This is a genomic window from Oerskovia sp. NPDC057915, from assembly GCF_042887685.1.
Lineage (GTDB): Bacteria > Actinomycetota > Actinomycetes > Actinomycetales > Cellulomonadaceae > Oerskovia.
Genome location: NZ_JBHVOS010000010.1, coordinates 48,921 through 73,606, shown reverse-complemented (window position 1 = coordinate 73,606; position 24,686 = coordinate 48,921). Strand labels below are relative to the sequence as shown.

General features: G+C 72.1%; 21 protein-coding genes and 1 riboswitch. Of the genes, 9 read left to right on the top strand and 12 right to left on the bottom strand.

Annotation, left to right across the window (positions count from 1 at the left end; all coding sequences use genetic code 11):
- Positions 1-22: 22 nt before the first annotated feature.
- The 3 genes from ACFVQ3_RS08660 to ACFVQ3_RS08650 form a co-directional block, all read right to left on the bottom strand.
- Entirely contained in the window at positions 23-397 is a 375-nt protein-coding gene (locus tag ACFVQ3_RS08660) for a hypothetical protein (RefSeq protein ID WP_387637554.1), read from the bottom strand.
- Between the two features lie 105 nt (positions 398-502).
- Positions 503-614: riboswitch (SAM riboswitch) on the bottom strand.
- A 128-nt stretch (positions 615-742) separates the two neighbouring features.
- Positions 743-946, bottom strand: a complete 204-nt coding sequence (locus tag ACFVQ3_RS08655; RefSeq protein ID WP_030152390.1) for a cold-shock protein — start codon at positions 944-946, stop codon at positions 743-745.
- Positions 947-1,128: 182 nt separating this feature from the next.
- Positions 1,129-2,673, bottom strand: a complete 1,545-nt coding sequence (locus ACFVQ3_RS08650; protein WP_387637551.1) for a polysaccharide deacetylase family protein — start codon at positions 2,671-2,673, stop codon at positions 1,129-1,131.
- Between the two features lie 212 nt (positions 2,674-2,885).
- On the opposite strand from ACFVQ3_RS08650, the gene ACFVQ3_RS08645 reads away from it, so the two are divergent.
- From ACFVQ3_RS08645 to ACFVQ3_RS08620, 6 genes are all read left to right on the top strand, one after another.
- A complete protein-coding gene (locus tag ACFVQ3_RS08645; RefSeq protein WP_387637549.1) occupies positions 2,886-3,737 on the top strand; it encodes an aldo/keto reductase in 852 nt (283 codons plus the stop codon).
- A gap of 582 nt (positions 3,738-4,319) precedes the next feature.
- Complete coding sequence (locus ACFVQ3_RS08640) at positions 4,320-5,411, top strand: branched-chain amino acid ABC transporter substrate-binding protein (RefSeq protein WP_387637546.1); 1,092 nt, start codon at positions 4,320-4,322, stop codon at positions 5,409-5,411.
- Between the two features lie 173 nt (positions 5,412-5,584).
- A complete protein-coding gene (locus ACFVQ3_RS08635; protein ID WP_387637543.1) occupies positions 5,585-6,619 on the top strand; it encodes a branched-chain amino acid ABC transporter permease in 1,035 nt (344 codons plus the stop codon).
- Positions 6,616-8,037, top strand: coding sequence for a branched-chain amino acid ABC transporter permease (locus tag ACFVQ3_RS08630; RefSeq protein WP_387637540.1), 1,422 nt, complete (start codon positions 6,616-6,618; stop codon positions 8,035-8,037). Before ACFVQ3_RS08635 ends, ACFVQ3_RS08630 begins: the two co-directional genes overlap by 4 nt.
- Before the next feature lie 125 nt (positions 8,038-8,162).
- A complete protein-coding gene (locus ACFVQ3_RS08625) occupies positions 8,163-9,056 on the top strand; it encodes an ABC transporter ATP-binding protein (RefSeq protein ID WP_387637681.1) in 894 nt (297 codons plus the stop codon).
- A complete protein-coding gene (locus ACFVQ3_RS08620) occupies positions 9,043-9,762 on the top strand; it encodes an ABC transporter ATP-binding protein (RefSeq protein WP_387637537.1) in 720 nt (239 codons plus the stop codon). Before ACFVQ3_RS08625 ends, ACFVQ3_RS08620 begins: the two co-directional genes overlap by 14 nt.
- A 120-nt stretch (positions 9,763-9,882) precedes the next feature.
- On the opposite strand, the gene ACFVQ3_RS08615 is transcribed toward ACFVQ3_RS08620, so the two are convergent.
- Both ACFVQ3_RS08615 and ACFVQ3_RS08610 read right to left on the bottom strand, forming a co-directional pair.
- Positions 9,883-11,094 carry a glycoside hydrolase family 3 N-terminal domain-containing protein gene (locus ACFVQ3_RS08615; RefSeq protein WP_387637535.1) on the bottom strand — a complete coding sequence of 404 codons (1,212 nt, stop codon included), beginning with the start codon at positions 11,092-11,094 and terminating at the stop codon, positions 9,883-9,885.
- Positions 11,095-11,319: 225 nt separating this feature from the next.
- Complete coding sequence (locus ACFVQ3_RS08610; RefSeq protein ID WP_387637532.1) at positions 11,320-11,937, bottom strand: peroxidase; 618 nt, start codon at positions 11,935-11,937, stop codon at positions 11,320-11,322.
- Between the two features lie 318 nt (positions 11,938-12,255).
- On the opposite strand from ACFVQ3_RS08610, the gene ACFVQ3_RS08605 reads away from it, so the two are divergent.
- From ACFVQ3_RS08605 to ACFVQ3_RS08595, 3 genes are all read left to right on the top strand, one after another.
- Positions 12,256-13,773, top strand: a complete 1,518-nt coding sequence (locus ACFVQ3_RS08605; RefSeq protein WP_387637529.1) for a hypothetical protein — start codon at positions 12,256-12,258, stop codon at positions 13,771-13,773.
- Positions 13,774-13,900: 127 nt separating this feature from the next.
- Positions 13,901-15,640 carry a S41 family peptidase gene (locus ACFVQ3_RS08600; protein WP_387637526.1) on the top strand — a complete coding sequence of 580 codons (1,740 nt, stop codon included), beginning with the start codon at positions 13,901-13,903 and terminating at the stop codon, positions 15,638-15,640.
- Between the two features lie 71 nt (positions 15,641-15,711).
- Complete coding sequence (locus ACFVQ3_RS08595) at positions 15,712-16,491, top strand: uracil-DNA glycosylase family protein (RefSeq protein ID WP_387637524.1); 780 nt, start codon at positions 15,712-15,714, stop codon at positions 16,489-16,491.
- Positions 16,492-16,614: 123 nt separating this feature from the next.
- On the opposite strand, the gene ACFVQ3_RS08590 is transcribed toward ACFVQ3_RS08595, so the two are convergent.
- The 7 genes from ACFVQ3_RS08590 to ACFVQ3_RS08560 all read right to left on the bottom strand — a co-directional run bounded on the left by ACFVQ3_RS08590 (position 16,615) and on the right by ACFVQ3_RS08560 (position 24,606).
- Positions 16,615-17,658: a hypothetical protein gene (locus tag ACFVQ3_RS08590; RefSeq protein ID WP_387637522.1), complete on the bottom strand. Its 1,044-nt coding sequence runs from the start codon at positions 17,656-17,658 to the stop codon at positions 16,615-16,617.
- 186 nt (positions 17,659-17,844) lie between these two features.
- Positions 17,845-18,804: an AraC family transcriptional regulator gene (locus ACFVQ3_RS08585; RefSeq protein ID WP_387637520.1), complete on the bottom strand. Its 960-nt coding sequence runs from the start codon at positions 18,802-18,804 to the stop codon at positions 17,845-17,847.
- A gap of 67 nt (positions 18,805-18,871) precedes the next feature.
- Positions 18,872-19,630, bottom strand: coding sequence for an ABC transporter ATP-binding protein (locus ACFVQ3_RS08580; RefSeq protein ID WP_387637517.1), 759 nt, complete (start codon positions 19,628-19,630; stop codon positions 18,872-18,874).
- A complete protein-coding gene (locus ACFVQ3_RS08575; protein ID WP_387637515.1) occupies positions 19,627-20,649 on the bottom strand; it encodes an iron chelate uptake ABC transporter family permease subunit in 1,023 nt (340 codons plus the stop codon). The genes ACFVQ3_RS08580 and ACFVQ3_RS08575 overlap by 4 nt, the downstream gene beginning before the upstream one ends.
- 28 nt (positions 20,650-20,677) lie before the next feature.
- Positions 20,678-21,793: an ABC transporter permease gene (locus ACFVQ3_RS08570; RefSeq protein WP_387637513.1), complete on the bottom strand. Its 1,116-nt coding sequence runs from the start codon at positions 21,791-21,793 to the stop codon at positions 20,678-20,680.
- A gap of 61 nt (positions 21,794-21,854) precedes the next feature.
- Positions 21,855-22,835, bottom strand: coding sequence for a siderophore ABC transporter substrate-binding protein (locus ACFVQ3_RS08565; protein ID WP_387637511.1), 981 nt, complete (start codon positions 22,833-22,835; stop codon positions 21,855-21,857).
- 238 nt (positions 22,836-23,073) lie between these two features.
- Positions 23,074-24,606, bottom strand: coding sequence for a glycosyltransferase 87 family protein (locus ACFVQ3_RS08560; RefSeq protein ID WP_387637508.1), 1,533 nt, complete (start codon positions 24,604-24,606; stop codon positions 23,074-23,076).
- Positions 24,607-24,686: the final 80 nt, after the last annotated feature.

Sequence of the window (24,686 nt, the reverse complement as noted above, 5' to 3'; positions counted from 1 at the left end):
GGGTCGCTGCCGGACCACGCACTCAGCGGGGAGGGTGCACCGGTTCCGGGACGGGGCCCACCCCGCCGAGCAGGCGCACGTTGAGCCCGCGGCCCCCGAGCTCGAGCGCGTGGTACTGCTCGTGCACCCGCACGGTGGACCCGGGGTCGAGGTCGAGCGCCGTGTGGTGCCACACCCGGCACGCTCCCTCGCCCGTCGCGTACTCGACGACGACCTCGACGCCGCCGTCTCGCGTCCGCACCGCGAGCACGAGGCCCTCGCGCCAGCCCCAGGGCCGGTTGCGGAGCATGCGCTCGTGGACGGGGTGCAGGAGGTGCCCGGTGTCGTACCGGTCGCAGACGGCGGGCGGGGGACAGGCGACGGCCGTCGCCCGGCGGTCCATGACGCGCTCGGCCATGGTGCTCCTTCTCTCCGTGCCCGACGACGGAGCTCACCCCCGTGCGTACGCTCGCCCGGGAAGGTCCCCGGGTGAGGGGCACGAGGAGGCGCCCTACGACGTCGGGCCTCGCTCTTCCCCCGCGGTCGCGGGGGCGGGTCTTCCTCCGGGAGCACCGTGCGCGTCGCGCGGTTGCCGGACCAGCACGCCGGAGGGCGGTTCGCTGGTCCTCTGGACCGTTCTCAGTTCTACCACGGCGTCAGCGCCAGAGCACGGGGGCTCCTGGTCCTGGACGCACGAGTGCCCCCGACCGAGACGGTCGGGGGCACTCGTTCAATGATCAACTACGCCCGGAGGCGAGTGAGATCAGAGCGGGCGGATGTTCTCCGCCTGCGGGCCCTTGGGGCCCTGCGTCACGTCGAACTCGACGCGCTGGTTCTCCTCGAGCGAGCGGAAGCCCTGCGTCTGGATGGCGGAGTAGTGCGCGAACACGTCGGCGCTGCCGTCCTCAGGTGCGATGAAGCCGTAGCCCTTTTCGCCGTTGAACCACTTCACGGTTCCCAATGCCATGGGGATCTCCTTCTAGAGTTTCAAACAGCTCCATGATCTGGAGCCGAACATCACGGTGTTCGTCGTCAACTCTTGGGTAACAAGGTTCGCGGTGGCATGGGGCCGTTGCGCAAGGACAAGCGAGGCACTGCAATCTCACCGGCTACGGTACAGGGGTTACTCCGACTGTGCTAGCCCTGATGCTAACGATTGAAGTACGCGTGTCCGCCAACCAGGTCAGGGCCGAGCAAATCGGGCACCGTCACGAGCGTGTAGCCTGCCGCCCGCAGACCGTCCACGATGCCCGGGACGGCGTCCACCGTCGAGGCGTGGATGTCGTGCATCAGGAGGATCGCCCCTGGTCGGACGCCTGCCAGAGCCCGTTCGGTCGTCATGGCCGTGTCCTTGTTCTTCCAGTCCTCGGTGTCGACGTCCCACAGGATCGCCGGCTCGTTGCGCTGGGAGAGGACACTGGTCACAGTGTCGCTCGTCGCGCCGTACGGAGGGCGTACGAGCGTCGGCCGGACGCCCGACGCGGCCTCGACCGCGTCCGCCGTCGAGGTCAGCTCGTCCGTGATCTGGTCCGTGCCGAGCTTCGAGAGGTCCGGGTGGGACCAGGTGTGGTTCCCCACCGCGTGCCCCTCGGCGACCTCGCGACGGACCAGGTCGGGGTGCGTCTTGACGGAACGTCCGACGAGGAAGAACGTCGCCTTGACCTGCTTCTCGGCGAGGGTGTCGAGCAGTCGCGACGTGTGCTTGCCCGGGCCGTCGTCGAAGGTCAGGGCCACGCACCGCAGCACCGAGCAGTCGGGGGCGCCGGACGGGTCGGGCGCGACCGGCGTGGTCACGGGGGGCGGCTCGACGGGCGGCGGTGCGATGCCCGTGAACGGGGTGCCGCTCGCCGCGACGTCCGCGATCTGCTTCCCGACCGCGGACAGGACCGTCCGCGTCGCGTCCGGCTCGATGCGCACGGCCAGCTCGCCGTCCGAGCGGGCCGAGACCAGCCCGGGCGAGAAGACCAGGGTCGCGGCGCCGTCGGGACCCAGCCGCACGTCCCGGAACGTGTCCTCCGACGACGGCACCGGCTCGTCGAACCCCAGGCCGGCCTCTGCGAGCGCCGCGTCGACCCACCGTGCGGCCTGCGTGCGGCCGTCGGCCGTGAAGAGGTCCGACGACCAGGTCGTGGTCGCGCGCGGGAGGTCGGTGTAGAACGTCTGGGCGCCCGTCGTGCCGTTGGCACCTCCTGTGAAGGCGTACGTCGTGGCCCGCACACCCAGGACATCGCCCTGGGCGAGCACCAGGTCCCACCCGACGTTGAGCTCGTTGCCCACCCCGGCGGGGTCGACCGCGGCGTCGTAGTCCTTCTCGGTCGCGTCGACGAACGTGCCGAAGGCGCGCGAGAGGGAGTGCTCGCCGGGGATCGACACCGTCGAGATCGAGCGCGCGTCCCCGGCGTCGGCGGTCGACTCCTGGTGGACCGTGAGGTTCTCGACCGACGCCGGGTCCAGGACCGTCGGCGGGTCGACCCGTCCGGCGGGGACCGGAGGGGCCGTGGGGGACGGTGAACCCGTGGGGGAGGCCGCCCCGGACGGGTCCGCCGCGGCGCGCGTCAGGTAGAACGTGACCCCGGCCGCGACGACCAGGAGCGGCACGAGCACGGCGAGGACCCAGACGGCACGGTTCCGCGGGCGCGCGGGAGCGGGGCCGCCCGGCGTCAGGTCGCGGGTCGGAGGAAGGGACTGGGGCATCAGTCCACCGTGCCACCAGCACCCGGTGCGCGTCGCGACCGGCACGGCGGATGAGAGCAGTGCCACAGTCGTCTCCGGCACCCTCTCGCACGGTCGTCGCAACGGCTCCACAGGCTTCACCGACCGATCACCGACCGGCTCCCCTCCCGCGACCGTCCCGGCGCCGCCGGGACGGGTGGTGCCCCCTGCGGGGGCCAGGGTAGAAAGGGGTGATGGTCTCTCCCGCACAGGTCCCCGACGTCGTGCTCAACAACGGTGTCACCGTCCCGCAGGTCGGGCTCGGCGTCTTCAAGGTGCCCGACGACGCGACCCAGGCGAACGTCGAGCAGGCGCTCGAGGCCGGGTACCGGCACATCGACACCGCGGCCGGGTACTACAACGAGGCCGGGGTCGGCGCCGCGCTGCGCGCGAGCGGCCTGCGCCGGGACGAGATCTTCGTGACGACCAAGCTCCGCAACGGCGACCAGGGGTACGAGTCGGCGCTGCAGGCGTTCGAGGACTCGCGCGAGGAGCTCGACGTCGAGGTCGTCGACCTCTACCTCGTCCACTGGCCCGTCCCCAGCAGGGACCTCTACGTCGAGACCTGGCGGGCGTTCGAGAAGCTCTACGCCGATGGCGCGGCCCGGGCGATCGGCGTCTCCAACTTCCTGCCCGAGCACCTCGCGCGCCTGCTCGCCGAGACCGACGTGGTGCCGGCCGTCAACCAGATCGAGGTCCACCCGACCTACCAGCAGCGCGCCACGCAGGCAGCGACCCTCGCCGCGGGGATCGCCGTCGAGGCGTACTCGCCGCTCGGCCGCGGCGCCGACCTCGACCACCCCGCCGTCGCCGCGGTCGCGGACGCCCACGGCGTCACGCCCGCCCAGGCGATCCTGCGCTGGCACGTCCAGGGCGACCGGATCGTGATCCCCAAGTCGGTGGACCCCGAGCGGCTCGCGGCCAACATCGACGTGTTCGGCTTCGAGCTGTCGCCCGACGAGGTCGCCGCGATCGACGCGCTCGACTCCGACGCCCGGCTCGGCTCCGACCCCGCGACCGCGGCGTTCTCGCAGTACCCGTCCTGAGCCGGGCGGCCGGTGCGGGTCGGCGGGTGCCGGGCATCCTGAGCCGGTCGTCCGGCGCGGGTCGTCCGGCGCGGGTCGTCCGGCGCGGGTCGGTCGGCGCGGGTCGGTCGGTGCCGGGCGACCGGTGTACCGGGCCCGGCACCAGATCGAGACGTTCCCGTGACGGCGCCGTAACGAGGGACGGAGTCTCGCGTAACCGCGCCCGCGTACGTTCCAGGCACTCAGGTCGTCGGACCCGGGGCCCGGGACGTCGGGCGCCTTGTCCGGTTCGCCGGGTGTGCCTCCCCGGTTGCAATTGTGCATCTGGGGTTTCGCGCTCGTCCGACCTGTGCCATCGTCAGCACGTTATTCAGTGCTGAATATCAGGTGATCCACCGCGGGTGCGAGGTCTCTGAGCACCCTGGGTGCGATCTGGGCGCACGGAGGTTCGGAATGCAACGCACAGCACGTCGAACGACGGGTGGGCTGGCTCTCGCGCTGGCCGCCACCCTCGCCATCACCGCATGCGGTACCCAGTCTCAGGGGGACAACGGAAGCTCGACGGAGTCATCGAGCGAGTCAGGGTCGGCCGATCTGAAGATCGTGCCGTCCGTCCAGATCGACATCGACGGCAAAGAGGTCCCGGTCGAGACCTCGGGCGACCCCGTCGACCCGGCCGGCGACGGCGCGGCAGAGTGTGCCGAGGGCACCTCGATCGCCATGGCAGGCGCTCTGACCGGTCCCAACGCCGCGCTCGGGCAGAACATCCTCTACGGCGCCAAGGTCGCCGTGGACGCGTTCAACGCCGCGAACGCGGGCTGCCAGGTCACGATCAAGGAGTTCGACACCGAGGGCGACCCGCAGAAGGCGACCCAGGTCGCCCCGCAGATCGTCGGTGACGCGAGCATCATCGCTCTCCTCGGCCCGGCGTTCTCCGGCGAGACCTCCGCGACCGGCGACGTCTTCAGCCAGGCGGGCCTCCCGTCGCTGTCGGCGTCGGCCACCAACCCCGACATCACCAAGAACGGCTGGAAGACGTTCTTCCGCGGTCTCGCGAACGACGCGGTCCAGGGCCCGGCGGTCGCCAAGTACATGGTGGACACGCTCGGGTACGAGAAGGTCTGCGTGGTCCAGGACAACTCGGACTACGGCGTGGGCCTCGCGAAGGAGATCACCGCTGGTCTCGGTGACGCCGCCGACGACTCGTGCTCGGCCGAGGTCAAGGTCGGCGACAAGGACTTCGCGGCCGCGACCCAGCTCATCTCGAGCTCGGACGCCGACGCGGTCTTCTACGCGGGCTACTACGCCGAGGCCGCGCCGTTCGCGCAGCAGCTGCGTGACGCGGGCGTCGACATCCCGTTCGTGTCCGCGGACGGGACCAACGACCCGCAGTTCGTCACCCAGGCGGGAGCGGCGTCCAAGGGCGCGATCCTCTCGTGCCCGTGCGGTCCGGCTCCCGACGAGTTCGCGTCCGCGTACGAGGCGCTCAACGGCCAGGCTCCGGGCGTCTACTCGGTCGAGGGCTACGACCTGGCGACGATCATGCTCACGGGCATCGCGTCGGGTGTCACGGACCGTGCCGGGATGCTCGACTTCGTGACGAACTACGACGGTGAGGGCCTGGCCCGCACCTACAAGTGGGACGACACGGGCGAGCTCTCGTCCGCGCTGATCTGGATCTACAAGGTCCAGTAGCCGGTCGGCGCCCGCCTGTCCGGAGCGCCGCCCCCTTCCCGGTCGAGCTCGGCCGGGCCGGGGGCGGCGTCGCCTGACGGCAGCCGCCGAGCGGGTCACGGTGCGACCGCCTCCTCGCGGGGTGGGCGGACCGTGGCCGGCCGACCGCCCTCCCACCGGCTCGAAGGAGCAGCATGTCGATGCTCGTCCACGACGTCCTCGCCGCAGACCCACTCATCGGATTCGACCTCGCGGCCCTGGGCCGCAACTTCTGGGCCCTCACCGTCGACGGCCTGACCTACGGCGCGGTCTACGCGCTCGTCGCGGTGGGCTACACGCTCGTCTACGGCGTGCTGCGCCTCATCAACTTCGCCCACTCCGAGATCTTCATGCTCGGCATGTTCGGGCAGTACGCCACGCTCCTCGCCCTGGGCTTCTACCCGAGCGGTGACGCGTTCGACAAGGGCGTCCTGCTCACGGTCGTCTACCTGGGGATCGCGATGATCGGCGGCATGGTGGTCGCGGGAGGGGCCGCCGTCGGGCTCGAACGCGTGGCCTACAGACCGTTGCGCAAACGCGGGGCCCCGTCGCTCGTCTTCCTCATCACCGCGATCGGTGCCTCGTTCGTGATCCAGGAGTTCGTGCACTTCGTGCTCCCGGCCCTGACCGGCGGCGAGCTGGGCGGCGTGAACGCCGAGCAGCCGATCCGGCTGGTCGAGCCCGAGGTCCAGTTCACGCTCTTCGGCGCCAACGTCACCAACGTGACGCTCATCATCGTGCTCTCGGCGCTGATCCTGGCGCTCGCGACGGACATGTTCATCAACCGGACCAAGTTCGGCCGCGGCATCCGCGCGGTCGCGCAGGACCCTGTGACGGCGACCCTCATGGGGGTCTCGCGCGAGCGCATCATCATGCTGACGTTCCTCATCGGCGGTGTCCTGGCCGGTGCCGCGGCGCTGCTGTACACGCTGCGCGTCCCCAACGGGATCATCTACTCGGGCGGCTTCATCCTCGGGATCAAGGCGTTCTCCGCGGCGGTCCTCGGCGGGATCGGGAACCTGCGCGGGGCGCTGCTCGGCGGCCTGCTGCTGGGCGTCATGGAGAACTACGGCCAGGTCGTGTTCGGCACGGAGTGGCGCGACGTGGTCGCGTTCGTCCTGCTGATCGTGGTCCTGATGTTCCGTCCGACCGGCATCCTCGGCGAGTCCTTGGGGAGGGCGCGAGCATGACCACCAGCACTCCTGCGGAGAACGACCGCACGACGGGCGCCGGCGGCGCCGCGCAGCCCGCACGTCCTCGCCCCGAGCTCCCGCCCGCGGGTCAGACGCCGGTCGCGCAGCGGCCGCACGGCGGGGTCGGGGACCGGTTCCGGCTGTGGTGGGACGCGCTCGCTCGGCCCGCGCAGTGGGGGGTCGGGGTCCCGTTCATCCTGTTCGTGGCCCTGCTGCCGATCCTGAACATCCCGGTCCTGACCACGGTCGGCACCAACTTCGGGGCCGTCATGGCGCAGTTCGGGATGTACGCGCTCATCGCGATCGGCCTGAACGTCGTGGTGGGGCAGGCGGGTCTGCTCGACCTCGGCTACGTGGGCTTCTACGCGATCGGCGCGTACACGCTCGCGATCCTGACGAGCCCCGACAGCCCGTGGAACGTGACGCAGCCCGAGGGCTGGCTGTCCGACGACTGGGCGTGGCTCGCGATCCTGCCCGTCGCGGTCGCCATCACGGCCATGTCGGGCCTGGTGCTGGGGTCCCCGACGCTGCGGCTGCGCGGCGACTACCTCGCGATCGTGACGCTCGGCTTCGGTGAGATCGTGCGCCTGCTCGCGGACAACCTCGACGAGATCACGGGCGGTGGCCAGGGCCTGAAGTCGGTCGCCTACCCGCGGCTCGGGGTCACCGAGGAGCTGCCGAACGGCGTGTTCTCGGCGGGCAACGTCGGGACGACGCTCAGCTCGGGCGTGTGGTGGTTCTGGCTGTCCCTGGTGTTCATCATCATCTCGCTCATGCTCGTGGGGAACCTCGAGCGCTCGCGCGTGGGTCGGGCGTGGGTCGCGATCCGCGAGGACGAGGACGCGGCCGAGATCATGGGCGTGCCCACGTTCAAGTTCAAGCTGTGGGCGTTCGTCATCGGGGCGTCGATCGGCGGCGTCTCGGGCGCGATCTACGCGGGCCAGGTGCAGTTCGTCATCCCGACGAACTTCAACATCATCAACTCGGTCCTGTTCCTGTGCGCGGTCGTCCTGGGTGGTCAGGGCAACAAGCTCGGCGTGATCCTGGGGGCGTTCATCATCGTGTACCTGCCCAACTTCTTCCTGGGCCGTACGTCCCTGTTCGGCATCCCGATCGACGGCAACGAGATCGCGAACTACAAGTACCTGTTCTTCGGGGTCGCGCTCATGGTGCTCATGATCTTCCGGCCGCAGGGGCTCATACCCGTCCGGCAGAAGCTCCTCACGTACGGGCGCGAGCTGTACGTCGCCGCGCGCCGCACGCTCGCCAAGGTGCCCGACGGCGGCCCGCAGGCCGCGTACGCGACGTCCGCTCCGGCGTCGGGCACGGGGGGCAGGACCGGGAGCGGGACCGACGGGCACACCGGGAACGGTGCCGGCGAGCACGACGAGACCACCGACGGGGGGCACCGATGAGCAACGATCCTGGTGGCATGGGGGCCGGCGGCGACGTCGGCGACGCGCACCTGTCGCTGTCCGCGGAAGCGGGCGAGCCCATGGCCGAGAAGTACCTGCCCGGTGCGGGGCTCGCCGAGCCCGTGATGGTCGACGTGACCGAGGTGCGGCCCGAGCTCGCGGACTCCGCGCTCGTCGACGCGATCGTCGCGGCCGACCGCACGGTCCGCACCGAGGTGGGCGAGCCGCTGCTGCGCATGGAGGACGTGTCGGTCGTGTTCGGCGGCCTGACCGCGCTGGACTCGGTCTCGTTCGACATCCGGCGCGGGGAGATCCTGGGGCTGATCGGGCCGAACGGGGCCGGGAAGACCACGGCCTTCAACGCCATGACGGGCGTCTACCGCCCCACCAGGGGCCTCGTGCGGTTCGACGGGCAGGTCCTGGGCAAGGCCAAGCGCAACCAGATCACGCGCCTCGGCATCGCCCGGACCTTCCAGAACATCCGTCTCTTCAACGAGATGACGGCCCTGGAGAACGTGGTCGTGGGGACCGACGCGCGGCACCGGACGTCGGTGCCGGGCGCGCTGCTGCGCACCAGGCGTCACCGGCAGGAGGAGCGTGACGCGATCGACCGGTCCATGGCGATCCTCGAGTTCGTCGGGGTCGGGGCGCGCGCCACGGAGAAGGCGCGCAACCTGTCCTACGGCGAGCAGCGACGCCTGGAGATCGCGCGGGCGCTCGCGACCGAGCCCAAGCTGCTGTGCCTCGACGAGCCCGCGGCCGGCTTCAACCCGGCGGAGAAGGAGGCCCTCATGGACCTCATCCGCCACATCCGCGACGACGGGTACACGGTCCTGCTCATCGAGCACGACATGCGGCTCGTGCGGGGCGTGACGGACCGCATCGTGGTGCTCGAGTTCGGCAAGGTCATCGCCGAGGGCACCCCGGAGGACGTCACGTCCGACCCCAAGGTCATCGCCGCCTACCTGGGCGTACCCGACGAAGAGCTGCCCGAGGGAGACGCAGATGCCCCTGCTTGAGATCACCGACATGACGGTCGCCTACGGGCGGATCGAGGCCGTGCGCGGCGTCTCGATCACGGTCGAGGAGGGCGAGCTCGTGACCCTCATCGGGGCCAACGGTGCCGGGAAGACGACGACCATGCGCGCGGTCTCGGGGATCCGGCCGCTGTCGCGCGGGAAGATCGTGTTCGACGGCAAGGACATCACGCGCATGAAGCCTCACCTGCGGGTCCTGGAGGGGATCGTGCAGGCACCCGAGGGGCGGGGGATCTTCCCCGGCATGACGGTGCTGGAGAACCTGGAGATGGGCGCGTACGGGCGCACGTTCGAGAGCAAGGCCGTGCACGACGAGACGCTGGCCCGGGTCTTCGAGCTGTTCCCGCGGCTGGAGGACCGCACGTCGCAGGTGGGTGGGACCATGTCCGGCGGCGAGCAGCAGATGCTCGCGATCGGGCGCGCGCTCATGGCCCGGCCGCGGCTCATGCTGCTCGACGAGCCGTCGATGGGCCTGGCGCCCATGGTCATCCAGCAGATCTTCCGGATCGTCTCGGAGATCAACGCGCAGGGCACCACGGTGCTGCTCGTGGAGCAGAACGCGCGACAGGCGCTGTCGCGCTCGCACCGTGCGTACGTGCTCGAGACGGGGGAGGTCGTGCGGTCCGGTGGCGGCCGGGAGCTGCTCGCGGACCCGAGCATCAAGGAGGCGTACCTCGGGGTCGCGTGAGCGGTGGAGCGCCCCTGTGCACACTGTCCCCAGGTCTGTGGATAACTTTGTGGACAGACGTGGGGACAACGTGTGGAACAGGGTGTGGACAGGCGTGGACCGGTGCCGCCGACGGTCCCGTCAGGACCCCAGGCGCTCCTTCGCCGCCAGCACCCGCAGCACCGCGGCGTCGACCGTGGCGGCAAAGGCGGGGTCGGCCTGCGCGCGTCCGACGAGGGCCGTCGCCATCTCGGGGACCACGGCCGGGTCGGCCGACGCGAGCACCATGTCGCCGCCCGCAGCGATGGTCAGGACGGCCCGGTCTCCCGGTGACCACGCCTGGACCTGCTCGGCCTTCGACACGTCGTCCGTGATGACGACACCTCCGAAGCCGAGGTCGCCGCGCAGCAGCCCGTCCACGACCACGGGCGAGAACGCCGCGGGGAGGCTGCCGTCGATCTGGTCGTAGATCGCGGTCGAGGTCATGACGAACGCCGCGCCCGCCTCGATGCCGGACCGGAAGGCAGCGACCGACGGGTCGTCGCGCGTCGTCACGGCGTCGTGCACATCGGCCGTCGTGTCGGTGTTCCCGCCCACGCGACCCAGCCCCGGGAAGTGCTTGATCGCGACGTCGACGTCGTTCGCCTCCATGCCCGCACTGAATGCGTTCGCGTGCGACGTCACGGTCTCGACCCCGAACCCGTAGTTCCGCCCGAAGTACCCGATCGGTGCGTTGGTCACCGCCGTCTCCGGGCTCGTGACGACGTCCATGACGGGCGCGAGGTTGAGGTCGATCCCCGCGTCGGCGAGCTCCTTGCCCCACGTGGTGGCCTGGTCCTGGAGATCCGCGGGGGCGAGCGCGGACTGGTCCATGGCGCTCGGCATGTCGGAGAAGCCGGGCCCGCGGAGCACCTGGACCTTGCCGCCCTCCTGGTCGGTCGCGACGAACATCGGGGTCCCGTGCGTCGTCTCGTCGGACACGAGGGCCGTGAACGAGTCGACGAGGTTCTTGACCGGCACCACGCCGGCCTGGGTGCGCCCCGCGAGGAACACGTTGCCCACGTGGTGCTGGTGGATCGCGTCGTAGCTCGACTGGTCGATCTTCCCCACGTTCACCCCGACCATGAGGAGCTGGCCCACCTTCTGCTCCAGGGTCCACCCGGCGAGGGGGTCCGGGGCGTCGGTGGTCGGGTCGGGCGTGGGGGTGGGCGTCGCGGTCGCGGTGGGGCGGGGCGTGCCCGACGGCGGAGCATCCGTCGGGGAGGGCGTCCCCCCTCCCGGGGAGCACGCGGCCAGCAGCAGGACGGTGGTGAGCAGGGCGACGCTCGTGGCGCCTCGACGGGACGACCTCATGCTTCGACCCTAGGACCGTTCGCGGGGGACTCGCGTCGAGCGGAGGCGCAGGGGCGTGTTCTTCGCGTCACGGTGCTGTGGCTGCGGTGGGTGCGGTGGGTGCCGAGCACGCGGTTGGCGTCAGCCGAGCATGCGGTTGGCGTCCGGAAACCGCCGATTCCGGATGCCGACCGCATGCTCGCCGCCGGGCAGGGGGCGGGGAGAGGGAGGGCCGGAGTCGGGGTCTCAGCCGGCGAGGTGCCGGCCCACGGGGTCGGGGGTCGCGATCGGCCGGCCGACGGTCAGGGCGTCACGCATCGCCGGGTCGAGGTCGGCGAAGGCCGCGTCGGCCTGGGTTCCCGTCGCCTCGAGGACCGAGCTGAAGAAGCAGCGCGCCGACGCGGCCAGGATCACGTCGAGGATCTCGCCGTCGTCGAGGCCGAGGTCGCGCAGCTCGGTGAGGTCGGGCTCGGTCATGTCCGCGGCGCCGGCCGCGACCTTGTCGGCGAGGTCCATGACGGCCCGGTCGATCGGGGAGAGCTGGAAGGTGTCGTGCCCCTCGGCGACCTCGCGCACGGCGTCGACCCCGACGTGGTGGTCGGCGAGCACTGCGCCGTGCGCGAGCGCGCAGTACGTCGACCGGAGCCGCAGCGCCGCCGCGAGGGTCGCGAGCTCGTACCGGCGGGGCGACATGGACGCCTTGATCGCGCCGTTGAGCCCGATCCACGCGTCGAGCACCGCGGGCCGGTTCGCGAGGAGCCGCGTGAGGTTCGCGACGTACCCGCGCGACTCCTGGTCCTTCGCGAAAGCTGCTGCGACGGCGCCGCTCGGCTCGCTCTCGTCGGCCTCTCGGATCCAGCTCATGGCAGGTCTCCTTCCCGGGCGGCCGAGCGCTCGCGGTGGGGAGCGCCGCGCCCCGGGGTGTCCCTCCAGGCTGGCACGGTGCCGGCCGCACCGGAAGGTCTCCGGTGGCGCCGAGCATGCGGTTCCTGTCTCCCGAGCATGCGGTTGGCGTCCGAGATCGGCCGAAGAGCGACGCCAACCGCATGCTCGGCACCGAGAGGGGGGCAAGATCACCCTCCCGTTTCCTCGCCGAGCCGCGCCCGCGGGTCTAGCGTCGGGTACAGGTACGCCCGTCGCTCGGACCGGGGGGATCTCATGTGGGCGATCCGTGGACGCGTCATGGCACTGTCGGACGACCGGTCGGTCGCGCCGTCCGAGTCCGCGGTCTTCACGGGCCGCGTGTGGATCGACGACGACGGCCGCGTCGCCGACGTCACCCGCAGCACCCGGCCCGGTCCCGCACGCTTCGACGGCTGCCCGGTCGTCGACGTCGGCTCGTCGCTCGTCCTGCCCGGCCTGATCGACCTCCACAACCACCTGGCCTACGACACGCTGCCGCTGTGGACCGAGCCGTCGCAGGCCGTCCCGTTCGCGCACCACGACTCGTGGCCCCGCGCGAAGACCTACGCCGCGAGCACCACGTGGCCCGCGTACGCGTTCATCACCGCGAGCCCGCACGAGCTGCTCGCGTACGTCGAGACCAAGGCGATCGTGGGCGGCACGACCTCGATCCAGGGTTCCCCGCCCATGAACCGCCCGCGCGACGGGTGGCTCGTGCGCGAGATCGACGACGAGAGCTTCGGTACGGGGGACCGCAACATGGTCCTCGCGTCGGTCCTCACGGCCAAGCCCGCCGACCTCGCCGACCGCGCCAACCGCATGCGCGCCGGCTCGCTGTTCGTCTACCACTGCGCCGAGGGACAGCCCGGCAGCCTCGTCGCCCGCGAGTACACCGACGCCGAGTCGGCCGGATGCCTCCAGCCCCGTTTCGTCGCGGTCCACGCGACCGCGGTCGACGCGGCCGGCTTCGCGCGCTGGACCGACCCCGGCGCCGTCGTCTGGTCGCCCTTCTCCAACCTGTGGCTCTACGGCGCCACGACCGACGTCCCCGCGGCGAGGGACGCGGGACTCGCCGTCTGCCTCGGGGCCGACTGGGCGCCGTCGGGCTCGAAGAACGTCCTGGGCGAGCTCAAGGCCGCCCGCCTCGCCGCCGACCACGCCGGGTGGAGCCTCGGCGACGAGGACCTCGTGCGCATGGTGACCTGCGTGCCCGGGGACGTCCTCGCGCGCGGCTGGGGACGGCAGACCGGACGGCTGCAGCCGGGGGCGCTCGCGGACGTCCTCGTGCTGCGGGCCGAGCGCGGCGCCGACCCGTTCGCCACCGTCGTCGCCGCGACCGAGGAGGACGTGGACCTCGTCGTGATCGACGGCGTCGCGCGCTACGGGACGCCCGCTCTCACGGCCGCGGCGGGCGCGCCCGACCTCACGGCCCTCACGGTCGGCTCGCGCGACATGCGCCTGAGCCTCACGCACCCCGACGACGGCACGACGCCCTGGGCGTGGACCGACGTCGTCGACCGCCTCGAAGAGGTCCGCGCCGACCCGCAGACCGAGATCACCGCGGCCCAGGCGCGGGCCGCTGCATGGGCGGGGAGCATGAGCGACGAGGGTGCGCCCCTGCGTCTTGCGCTCGACATGCCCACGGGCGTCGGCCCGGTCGGCGGGCTCCCGCGCGACCTCGGGACGATCACCGTCCCACCGCTCGAGTCCCTGGTGCCCGACGACGCCTGGTTCGCCCAGGTCGTCGGGCGCGGCTTCCACGCGGGCGTGCTCGACAGCCTACGCACCTACTACTGAGCGTCGGCCGGGGACCTCGCCGCACGCCGCACGACCGCTCCACCGCAGACCGCACGACCGCTCCACCGCAGACCGCACGACCGCTCCACCGCTCCACCGCTCCACCGCTCCACCGTTGGGAGGGAACGTGACGACCACCGACCCGCGCGACGCCCGCGTCCGGCGCCTGCTCGCCGAGGCCGTCACAGCCACGCACCTCGCCGACGTCCCCCCGGCCGCTCACCTCGACGGCGGCGAACGGCTCCAGGTCGTCGACACGTTCGTCACGGTCCTGGGCGGCCTCTACTCCCACCTGCCCGCCAAGCGCGCGGCCTACGCGAGCGACCCCGTGCAGGGGCTCACGCTGCTGCGCCGACGAGCCGTCGACCTGACCGACGCCGAGTTCCACCTCGCCCTCACGGGCATCCTCACCGGGCTGCGCGACGCCCACACCCGCTACGTGGGGCCCGTCGCCGCACGCGGGCAGGTCGCGACGCTGCCGTTCCTGGTCGAGGCCTACGGCCCCGACCGCGAGCCGCACTTCCTCGTGACCACCGTCGGCCCTGGCGCCACGACCGACAGGTCATTCGTCCCGGGCATCGAGGTCCTCGCGTGGAACGGGGTACCCATCGCCCGCGCGGTCGAGGTCCACGCCGACCGCGAGACCGGCGGACGGCCCGACGCACGGCGCTCGCGGGCGCTCGAGTCCCTGACGTTCCGTGCCCTCGACTACGGCCCGCCGCCCGACGAGCACTGGGTCGTCGTCGGGTACCGGACGCGCCGGGGTGCGACCAGGGAGACACGCTTCGACTGGACCGTCGTCGCGCCCGGGCGGGCCGGGACCGCCGTGAGCCGGGCCACGCGGGCCGCGCTCAAGATCGCGGTCGACCCCGCGGCCGACGCCGTGCGCCGCGCCAAGAAGCTCACGTTCGTGCCCGAGCTGTGGGCCACCGAGGACGAGACCGAGCCCGCCGCGCCACCACCACCTCCCTCTGCCCGGGCGAGCGCGACGCCGGCGAGCGCCGCTCACGCGGGGCGAGCGACGCCGTCGGGCCGTCTCCCGACCGGGCGCGCAGGCGGGGTGAGCACGGACTGGATCCCCACCCCGCTCCAGGACGTGCTCGCCGCGCGGGCCCTCGACGCCGACCACGGCCTGCTGCGACTGTGGTCCTTCGACGTGGGCGACGACGCCGCCTACCTCGACGAGATGACCCGGCTCCTGGGGCTCCTGCCCACCGGGGGCGTCGTCGTGGACCTGCGCGGCAACCCCGGCGGGCTCGTCTGGGCCGCCGAGCGCGCGCTGCAGCTCTTCACCGACCACCCCGTCGTGCCCACGCGCTTCAGCCTCGTCGCCACGCCCCTCACCCGGCTCATGGCCGCGAGCCCGTTCAACCGGCTCGAGCTCGAGGCCTGGAACGGCTCGCTCCAGGACGCCGTGTCGACCGGCGAGCAGTACGCGCAGCCCCTGCCGCTGACCGACCCCGCCTGGTGCAACGACCGCGGGCGGGTCTACCCGGGACCCGCGGTCGCGGTCGTCGACCCGAACACGTACTCGTCGGGTGACCTGTTCGCGGCCGGGTGGGTCGACAACGACGTGGGGCCGCTCGTCGCCGTCGGGCAGGCCACCGGCGGCGGCGGGGCCAACGTCTGGACGCTGTCCCAGGTGCGCGACGCGCTCGCGGGCACCGAGCGAGCGCTACCACCCATGCCCGCCGGGACGTCGCTGACCGTCGCGGTGCGACGGACCATCCGCTCGGGCCGGGGCGACGGCATCCCGGTCGAGGACCTCGGGATCGCGGGCGTCCCGTACGACATGACGCGCGACGACCTGCTGCGGGGCAACGTCGACCTCCAGGCGTTCTGCCTGGGGCTGCTCCGCGACGGGTGACCCGGCCCGCGCGCGCCGGACGACGACGCGCCGGACGACGAGTGTCAGGGACGACGAGAGGGAGGGACGGCATGAGCACCGACCACGACCCGGGACCGCCACCCGAGATCGCCGAGATCTTCGAGCGGCTACCGGGCTACGGCGAGCACGCCGCGCTGTTCTGGCACGACTGGGGCCCCGTCTTCTACCGGGGGCGCCTCGACCGGTCCGCGCGCCTGCTCGTCATCGCGTCGGACCCCGGCCCCACCGAACGCATCGCCGGTCGGTCCCTCGTCGGCAACGCGGGCCAGCGCGTCCAGGGCTTCCTCACGAAGCTCGGGCTGACGCGCAGCTACGTGTGCCTCAACGCCTACGCGTACGCGACGCTGCCGTCGCGCGCCGACGAGGCCGCGCGCGAGATCCTCCGGGCCCCCGAGCACACACGCTGGCGCAACGAGCTGTTCGACGCCGTCACGGGGCCCGGTCTCCAGGCGGTCGTCGCGTTCGGGGCCCAGGCGCGCGACGCGCTGGCGCGCTGGGAGGGTGCCCCGAACGTCCCCGTGCACAAGGTCCCGCACCCCTCCAGCCGCGACCCCAAGGCGCTGCTCGACGCGTGGCGCGACGCGGTCGGCGACCTGCGGGGCGTCGTGACCCCGGACCCCGACGGCGACGCGACAGTCCCCACCTACGGCGCGACCTTCGAGGAGAGCGACTACGCACCGATCCCGCGCGGAGACCTGCCGTACGGGATGCCCGGGTTCTACGGGGACGACGCCTGGATCCGCGCGCTCGGCGAGAACGGAGCCGTCCAGCGGCCACGCAGCGACGCCCTCCACACGATCGAGTGGAGGGCGCCGGGAGGAGCGGTCTGACGCAGGGTCGGCTTCGGCCGGGGCCGGGGCCGGGGCCGGGGCCGGGGCCCGCCCCGCCCGCCGGGGCCACCGGGCCGGGCGGCCTGCTGGCCGGTGGCCGGGCGGCCGGGCGGCCCGGCGGGCTCAGCCCGTGACGTGCGTGGCCGGCTCGTAGGCCGCGAGGAACGCCTCGAGCTGCGAGGTGATCCCCGTCAGGGAGTAGCCCGTGCGCAGCTCGACCTGTGCGAGCTGGCCCGACGCCACGGCCGGCAGCGCCGTGAACGTCGGGGTCTCGAGCTGCGTCGCGTCCGCCCACGTCGAGGGCACCAGGATGAGGTCGGCCGGGTATGCCCCCGGCTCCTCCCAGCTGGCCGACGCCCAGAAGCCGTCCTCGCTGTCGAGCTCGGTGAACGTCACGCCCAGGTCGACGAGCGTGCTGCCCAGCGGGGTCCACGTCGGGACCGCGTAGTCGACGCTCGTCTCGAGCGGGATCGCGTAGGCGACCGCGACGTCGGTCTTGGTCGCCGCGAGGGCCTTGACCTTCTCGCTCAGCTCGGCGAGCTCGGCGCTCTCCTCGGCGTAGACGGGCGACGTCTCGGAGCCGCCCAGGCTGAGGACGACCTCCTGGAAGTCGGCGAGGGTGGCGGCCGCGCCGTCGATGATGTTGACGCCCACCATGGGCACGACGCTCTCGACGCGCTCGATGTCGTCGCCCCAGATGCTGCCGAAGTTCCCGCCGTTGTAGGAGCTCCAGATGTCGAGGACCAGGTCGGCGTCCGCCGCGAGGACCTTCTCGAGGCTGATGTCGGTGTCGGTCTCGGAGATGCGCTCGATGCCCTCGAAGTCGAACGACGCGAGCGCTTCCTCGGACAGCCGCGAGAAGCCGATGATCCCGACGGGACGGATCCCGTACTCGAGGAGCACGGGCGCGGTGTCGGCGGTCGCGATGATGCGGTCGGGGACCTCGTCGAGGCTCACGGTCTCGCCGCGCGCGTCGGTGTAGGACCAGGTGCCGGCCGCGCCCGAGGTCTCGGCGGCACCTCCGGCGTCCGAGGCGTCGGAGCCCGACGAGCAGGCGGTGAGCAGCAGCGCCGTGCCGACGGCGGTGGCCCAGACGGCGCTCGCGCGGCGGCGGTGAGGAGTGCGCTGCGGTGCGTGCTGCGGGGAGGTGGACAGGGGAGCGGTCACGGTCACGGTCTTCGCTTTCGGGGGAGCTCGTGGGCACGGCGGGGACGGCCCACGGGACGGGACTCCTCGGGGTCGGGAACGGCCCGCGCGAGGAAGTTTGGTAAGGCTTACCTTCGTGTCGTCACTCTAGGCAACGGACAACCGGCGCACAATCACGCGATCTGGTCGCCGGATGTCGCGATCCGGTCAACGCCCAGGTCGGCGGCTTCCGGCCTGTGACGAACGGGCACCCCTGGGCCCGTCCGCGAGGACCGGGGAGCGCGTCTCCGCCCGGCGAGGCGACTCGTCCGCAGACCGGGCCGCGTCCCGGAAGGCCCCGGGGGTCGTGCCCGTCTCGCGCCGGAACACCGCGACGAACGCGCTCGTCGAGGTGTACCCGACGGCGTCGGCCACGTCGCTCACCAGGGCCCCCTCGGAGAGCCGGGCCATCGCGACGTTCATCCGCAGGTGCAGCCGCCACCGCCCGAACGGCTGGCCCGACGCGCTGCGGAAGACCCGGCCCAGGGTGCTCGTGCTCAGTCCCACGTGCCGTGCCCACTGGGCCAGCGTGCGGTCGTCGCCGGGATCGTCCAGGAGGTCGTGCACGATCCGCGCGACCGGCTCGACGGTCGGGACCGTGATGCGGGTCGACGGCGTCACGGGCGCCAGGAGGTGGATCGCGACCTGCTCGGCGTGATGGCGCGCCTCGTCGGGCATGTCCTGCGACGTCAGATGCAGGACCAGCTCTGTGAAGAGGGTGCTCGCGGCGACGGTGACGGGTTCGACCCCCAGGTCGCGCGAGTGCGAAGGATCGAGGTAGACCGTGAGGAACCGGCTGTCCGGACCTGCCCGCACGGCGTGGGGGAGCCCTGCCGGGATCCACAGGCCGTGCCGCGGCGGGAGCGCCCACACGTCATCGCCCGACTGGACGGTCAGGAGCCCCGAGAGCGGGACGAGCACCTCGTGCGTCCGGTGGGCGTGCTCGAGCCACACCACCGGCTGGTGCGTCCGCGACGGGCCGCCCGCGAGGACGAAGCCCGCGTCGTCGGGCGGGTCCTCGGGGCGCACGACGAGCGCGTCCTGCGAGGGGCTGCCCCACTGGAGCCACGTCCCGGCCGGGTCGGGCGGCCCGGTGGGTGCCGGCGGCCCCGTGGGTGCCGGCGTCACCGGGCCCTCCGGGGGCCGGGGCGTCGACGTCGAGCGTCTGCCGGGGCCGCCCCCCGCGTGATCCCCACTACCGGTGGTAGTGCGCGGTGGGGTGCCCGCCGACGTGGTGCACCGTGCAGGGGGTGTCGAAGATCATCGACAGGACGTCGTCCTGCATGATCTCGTCGACCGTCCCCGCCGCGGCGATCTGCCCGTCGCGCAGCGCGACGATGCGGTCCGAGTACGCCGCCGCGAAGTTGATGTCGTGGATGATGAGCACGATCGTCTTGCCCAGCTCGTCCGCGGCCCGCCGGAGCTGGCGCATCATGAGCACCGAGTGCTTCATGTCGAGGTTGTTGAGCGGCTCGTCGAGCAGGACGTAGTCCGTGTCCTGGGCGAGCACCATCGCGACGAACGCGCGCTGCTTCTGACCGCCCGAGAGCTCGTCGAGGAAGCGGCCCTGGAAGTCCTCGAGGTGGAGGAACGCGACGGCCTCGTCGATCTTGACCTGGTCCTCGGGCCCCAGGCGCCCCTTCGAGTACGGGAAGCGCCCGAACCCGACCAGGTCCCGGACCGTGAGCCGCGCCGTGAAGTGGTTCTCCTGCCGCAGGATCGACAGCCGCTTCGCGAGGACGTCGGACCTCGTGGTGTGCACGTCGAGGCCCGCGACCGAGATCTCGCCCGACGACGGCTGGAGCAGGCGGCCGATGATCGTCAGGAGCGTCGACTTCCCGGCGCCGTTGGGCCCGACGAGGGACGTGATGCCGCCCTCGGCGATCGTGCCGGAGACGGGGCCCAGGACGCGCTGGTCGAGGTAGTCCTTGGTGACGTTGGCGAACTCGATCACAGCGAGCCCCTTCGCAGGAGGAGGAACAGGAAGACGATGCCGCCGACGAACTCGATGATGACCGTCAGCAGGCCCGCGGCGTAGAACACGTGCTGCATGACGAACTGGCCGACCACGAGCGTCACCAGCCCCAGCAGGAACGCCATGGGCAGCACGAACTGGTGCTTGTGGCTGCCCGTGACCCGGTACGCGAGCGTCGCGATCACGAACCCGAAGAACGTCATCGGCCCCACGAGCGCCGTGGACATCGAGATGAGCAGCGCCACGAGCATGAGCACGATCGTCAGCTCGCGCTTGTGGTCGATCCCGAGGTTCGTCGCGGTGTCACGGCCCAGGGTGAGCGTGTCGAGCCGGAAGCGGCGGCGCCACACCACGACCCCCACCGCGACGCACACGATCGCGGCGAACGGCAGGTAGTCGGCGTCGACGTTGCTCATCCGACCGAACAGGCGCGTCGAGAGCAGGTCGTAGTCGGTCGGGGACAGCAGGCGCTGGAGGAACGTCGAGACGCTGCTGAACGCCATGCCGAACACGACGCCCACGAGCAGCAGCACGTACAGGTTCCCGAAGCGCCCCGAGAACAGCCACCGGTACAGCAGCGTCGCGAACGCGACCATGAGGAGCGTCTGCACGATCACCTTGGGCAGCCCCTCGGTGCGCGCCAGCACCTCGCCGCCGAACACGAAGACCATGAGCGTCTGCATGAGCGTGTAGAGCGAGTCGAAACCCATGATCGACGGCGTCAGGATGCGGTTGTTCGTCACGGTATGGAACAGGACCGTCGCGACTCCCTGCGTGAACGCCGCGATCACCATCGCACCCAGCATCGTGGCCCGGCGCTCGAGGACGAACTCGAACCCGCCCCGGATGAACAGGAGCAGGAAGCAGGCCGTGGCGACCACGACCACGGCCGAGACCAGGGCGAGACGGACGCCCGGGGTGAGCGGGCGCCGTCGGGCACGCCGCTTCTTCCCGCCCGACGACGACGCGGGCGCCAGGGCGTCCTGGTCGGGGAGCACGGCGGTCTCCGCGACCGTGGGCGAAGGACTAGTACGAGACATGACGACGCTGCCTGAGGACGAGGGCGATGAAGCCCACGGCGCCCACGGTGCCGAGCACCACCGAGACCGGGAGCTCCAGAGGGGCGATGACGACGCGACCGATCAGGTCGCAGGCCAGAATGAGCGCGACCGAGACCAGCGCGACCCACGGGAGGTTCTTGCGCACGTCGTCGCCGCGGACCATCGAGACCATGTTCGGGACGATGAGCCCCAGGAACGGCAGGAAGCCGACGACGACGCTCGTGACGCCCGTCGCGACCGCGACGACCAGCGTCCCGAGGAGCACGACGCGCTCGTACCGCAGGCCCACGTTGGTCGCGAGATCACGCCCCAGGCCCGCGACCGTGAGCCGGTCGGCCAGGAAGAACGTCGCGACCGTCGTGCCCGCCACGATCCACAACGGCTCGTAGCTGCCGCGCACGATGCTGCTGAAGCCGCCCGAGCGCCAGGCGTCCATCGACTGGAGCAGGTTGAACGTCGCGGCCAGGTACATCGTCACCGCGCTCACGACCGCGCCCAGCATGATGCCGATCAGCGGGACCACGATCGAGGACTGGAGCGAGACGCGGCGCACGATCGCCATGAACGCGAGCGTGCCGGCGAACGCGAACACGGTCGCGACCGTCATGCGCAGCAGGGGAGAGGCGCCCGGCACGAGGATGAGCATCACCAGGATGCCGAAACCGGCCCACTGGCTGGTGCCGATCGTCGTGGGCTCGACGAACCGGTTCTGCGTGAGGACCTGCATGATGACGCCCGAGACGCTCATCGCGACGCCCGCGAACACGAGCGCGAGCGTCCGGGGGACGCGCGAGATGAGGAACATGTTCCACGCGTCGGCCGTGAAGAGGTTGGCGAACGTGATGTCGTAGCCGCCGACCATGAGCGAGGCCACGAGCAGGGCCGCGACGACGAGGATCGTCGCGGGCATCGCGAGGCGGCGGAGCAGGACGGCGCGGCGGGGCGGGGCAGCGGGGTGCGGCGTCGCAGAGCGGCGGGGCGGGGCAGCGGGGCTCGCGACGGGGCTCGCGGCGTCGGCCGTGCCGTCGGTGTCTTCGGTGCCGTCGGTGCGGGCGCCGGGGGCGCTGGGGGTGCGGTTCATGGGACGTGCCGCCGGGGCGGCCGCGACAGGTCGCGACCGCCCCGGGCGGAGTGTCGTTCGATCAGGCCGCGAAGGCCGCGGTGATCTGGTCGTACGCCTTGGTGTAGGCGTGGATGCCCTCGGTGAGGTAGAAGGTCGGGGCGAGATAGACGACCTGGTCGTTCTTGAGGAACGTGGTCTCGGCCCAGGCGGCCTGCGACTCGAAGACGTCCTTGGCCGGGGTGAACTCCTCGTCCGAGGTCGCCGCGTCGTAGTCGAACACGATCGCCCAGTCGGGGTTGGCCTGCGCGACGGTCTCGGGGGCCAGGCCCTGGTCCGTGTGGTGCGAGCCGTCGTCGAGCGCGCCCGAGTCGACCGCGAAGACGTCCTTGAGGTTCAGGGGCTCGATGATGCGGCTGATGCGCCCGGCCGCGTTGTCGACCTTGCCGACCGAGGTCGAGGCGAGGAACACGGTCTCGCCGCCGGTGCTGTCGGCGGCCGCCTTGGTCGACTTCTCGAGGTCGGCGACCAGCTTCTCGGCCTCCTCCTCCTTGTCGAAGATCTTGCCGAGCGTGAGCGTCTGCGCCTTGAGGGCCTCGACGTAGCCGCCCTCGGAGTCGTCGGACGGTGCGATGTCGATCGTCGTCGCGATCTTGCTCAGGTCCTCGGTGTAGTCGCCGAAGCGGTACCCGCCGATGATGAGGTCCGGGGCGGCCTCGCTCACGGCCTCGAGGTTCGGCTCGCGGTGGCTGCCCGCGTCGAGGACCTCCGCGTCGTCGACCCAGGCCTCGAAGCCCGTCGAGGGCAGCAGCGGCTTGGGGGTGACGACGGGCTCGATGCCGAACGCCAGGAGGGTCTCGAACGACGTGCTGTCGAGGGCCGCGACGCGCACGGGCTGGACGGGCACCTCGACGTCGCCGTTGTTGGTCTCGACCGTGATCGTGGAGGCGGCGGGTGCCTCCTCGGCCTCGGGGGTGGAGGAGCAGCCGGTGAGCGCGAGCGCTGCGGCGATGCTGGCGCCCGTGAGGACGGTCCACCTGCGGGGGCTGGTCGTGAGCTTCAAGGCGTGTCTCCTGAGGGTGTCGGTCGTCCGGCACGGTGTGGGCGCGGTCGGCGACACGGCCAGAATGTCGCTTTCCGGCCGTGTCGTATGTCAGGTTAGCCTAACCTGACTTTCTACGGAAGTGGGACGCGGGTCCCAGGTGGCGTTTCTCGTCGAGTGTGCAGTTCGGGTCGCCGTCTCGCGCCCCTGACGACCCGAACTGCACACTCGACGGACGCCCAGGGCGAAACCATGACCCCTACGGCTCGCCGTGCGGGATCAGCACCCGCACCTCGCGCCGTTCCAGGACGGTCGTGGTCGTCTCGTCGAGGGTCCGCACGGTCGCCGCGTCGAACCCGTTGCCCACCGAACGTGCCAGGATCGTCGCCGACCCCGACGTCAGGTAGCGCAACGCCTCGCGCTGCCACGCGGCGTTCTGGTCGCGCGGCACGGGGCGCCCCTCGGCGTCCTTCGCCCCGACGTCGTACGCGTACCCCGACAGGTCCACGGGCAGCTCGCAGCCACGCGCCAGGTCGCGGCTCATGACGTCGGTCAGGGCGAGCAGCACAGGGGAGTCCGCACGGACGCAGCCCTCGTCCGGCAGGTGGGAGCGAACCTCGGCGGCGGGGAACGGGACCGTGCGCGGCGTCGCCGTCACCCCCGCACCGAGGGTGAAGCCCACGCACACGAGCGCCGTGACCGGCTCCCGCCAGCGCGCCGGCACGAGCGAGATCGCGGCCGCGACGACGAGGACCAGCGCCGGGACCACGAACGCCGCGTACTGCTGGTACGCCGACGGCGACGCCACCAGCACCACGGTCTGCACGACGAGCAGCGCGACCCACAGACGACCGCGACGACCGACCCAGGCGGCGACCGCCGTCACGAGCACCACGGACAGCACGGCCACGACCAGGGCGACCTCCGCCGTCGGGGTGCGGACCCACTCGGCGTTCCCCGAGCCCGCGATCCAGGCGAGCCGCGGCATGACCCCCGTGTCGGTCTCGCGCGGTCGCCCCAGCTGGTCGAGCACGACCATGCGGAACATGTCCGTGCCCGCGGCCAGCGCGAACGGCGCCACCACGACCACGACCGCCCCGACGGCCCCCGCGCCCGCCCGCACCGCGACCCGCCACCCCGCCGTCACGAGCAACCAGACGACCACGACCGCGAGCGGCACGACACCCCAGATCTTGACCGTCACGCCGAGCCCCAGGACCGCGCCGCCCGCCCACAGCCAGCCGTCCCTGGAGCCGGTCGCGGGGTGCCGGTCCGCGTCGAGGCCGCGCAGCAACAGCACGACCCCGCCCAGCAGGCACAGGGACCCCAGCGGTTCGAGCAGGGTCACGCGCTCGGCCCACGCCGCGGCGAACGACACGGCGTACAGGACTCCGCCCACGACCATCGCGGGCGTGCCCCACCGGCGCGCGACCCGCGTCACCAGCACGGCGTTCGCCGCCCCGACGAGCAGGAAGCCCGCACGCGCGGCGACCAGGGCGTCGCTGTCGCTCGTCCACGCGGTGAGCGCCGCGAAGGGCGTCAGTGCGAGCATCGAGCCGGGCGGGTGCAGGAGCAGGAAGTCGCGATAGGGCAGGAGGCCGTGCACGAACGCCACGGCCGACGAGAAGTACACGCCGTCGTCGTAGCCGTGATACCCGCGCAGGCCGACCGTCCCGCCGACGAGGTGCCACCGCACGAGGAACGCGAGCGCCCCGACCCCTGCGGCGACCGTCCAGCCCAGCGCACGGCTCGGCCGACGGTCCGGACGAGGGGCGCGGGGTGCGGGGCTCACTTCTTCGAGTCTGCCGGGCGCGGCGCCGGGCCGCGCGGGGAGCACCAGCCGGGCCGCGCGGGAGCGCCCGACGGCGGAGC

What these genes read in the sequence shown, in the direction of transcription:
- ACFVQ3_RS08660 (WP_387637554.1), bottom strand. Translation starts at nt 397, where the DNA reads ATGGCCGAGCGCGTCATGGACCGCCGGGCGACGGCCGTCGCCTGTCCC.
- ACFVQ3_RS08655 (WP_030152390.1), bottom strand. Translation starts at nt 946, where the DNA reads ATGGCATTGGGAACCGTGAAGTGGTTCAACGGCGAAAAGGGCTACGGC.
- ACFVQ3_RS08650 (WP_387637551.1), bottom strand. Translation starts at nt 2,673, where the DNA reads ATGCCCCAGTCCCTTCCTCCGACCCGCGACCTGACGCCGGGCGGCCCC.
- ACFVQ3_RS08645 (WP_387637549.1), top strand. Translation starts at nt 2,886, where the DNA reads ATGGTCTCTCCCGCACAGGTCCCCGACGTCGTGCTCAACAACGGTGTC.
- ACFVQ3_RS08635 (WP_387637543.1), top strand. Translation starts at nt 5,585, where the DNA reads ATGTCGATGCTCGTCCACGACGTCCTCGCCGCAGACCCACTCATCGGA.
- ACFVQ3_RS08630 (WP_387637540.1), top strand. Translation starts at nt 6,616, where the DNA reads ATGACCACCAGCACTCCTGCGGAGAACGACCGCACGACGGGCGCCGGC.
- ACFVQ3_RS08625 (WP_387637681.1), top strand. Translation starts at nt 8,163, where the DNA reads ATGGTCGACGTGACCGAGGTGCGGCCCGAGCTCGCGGACTCCGCGCTC.
- ACFVQ3_RS08620 (WP_387637537.1), top strand. Translation starts at nt 9,043, where the DNA reads ATGCCCCTGCTTGAGATCACCGACATGACGGTCGCCTACGGGCGGATC.
- ACFVQ3_RS08615 (WP_387637535.1), bottom strand. Translation starts at nt 11,094, where the DNA reads ATGAGGTCGTCCCGTCGAGGCGCCACGAGCGTCGCCCTGCTCACCACC.
- ACFVQ3_RS08610 (WP_387637532.1), bottom strand. Translation starts at nt 11,937, where the DNA reads ATGAGCTGGATCCGAGAGGCCGACGAGAGCGAGCCGAGCGGCGCCGTC.
- ACFVQ3_RS08605 (WP_387637529.1), top strand. Translation starts at nt 12,256, where the DNA reads ATGGCACTGTCGGACGACCGGTCGGTCGCGCCGTCCGAGTCCGCGGTC.
- ACFVQ3_RS08595 (WP_387637524.1), top strand. Translation starts at nt 15,712, where the DNA reads ATGAGCACCGACCACGACCCGGGACCGCCACCCGAGATCGCCGAGATC.
- ACFVQ3_RS08570 (WP_387637513.1), bottom strand. Translation starts at nt 21,793, where the DNA reads ATGAACCGCACCCCCAGCGCCCCCGGCGCCCGCACCGACGGCACCGAA.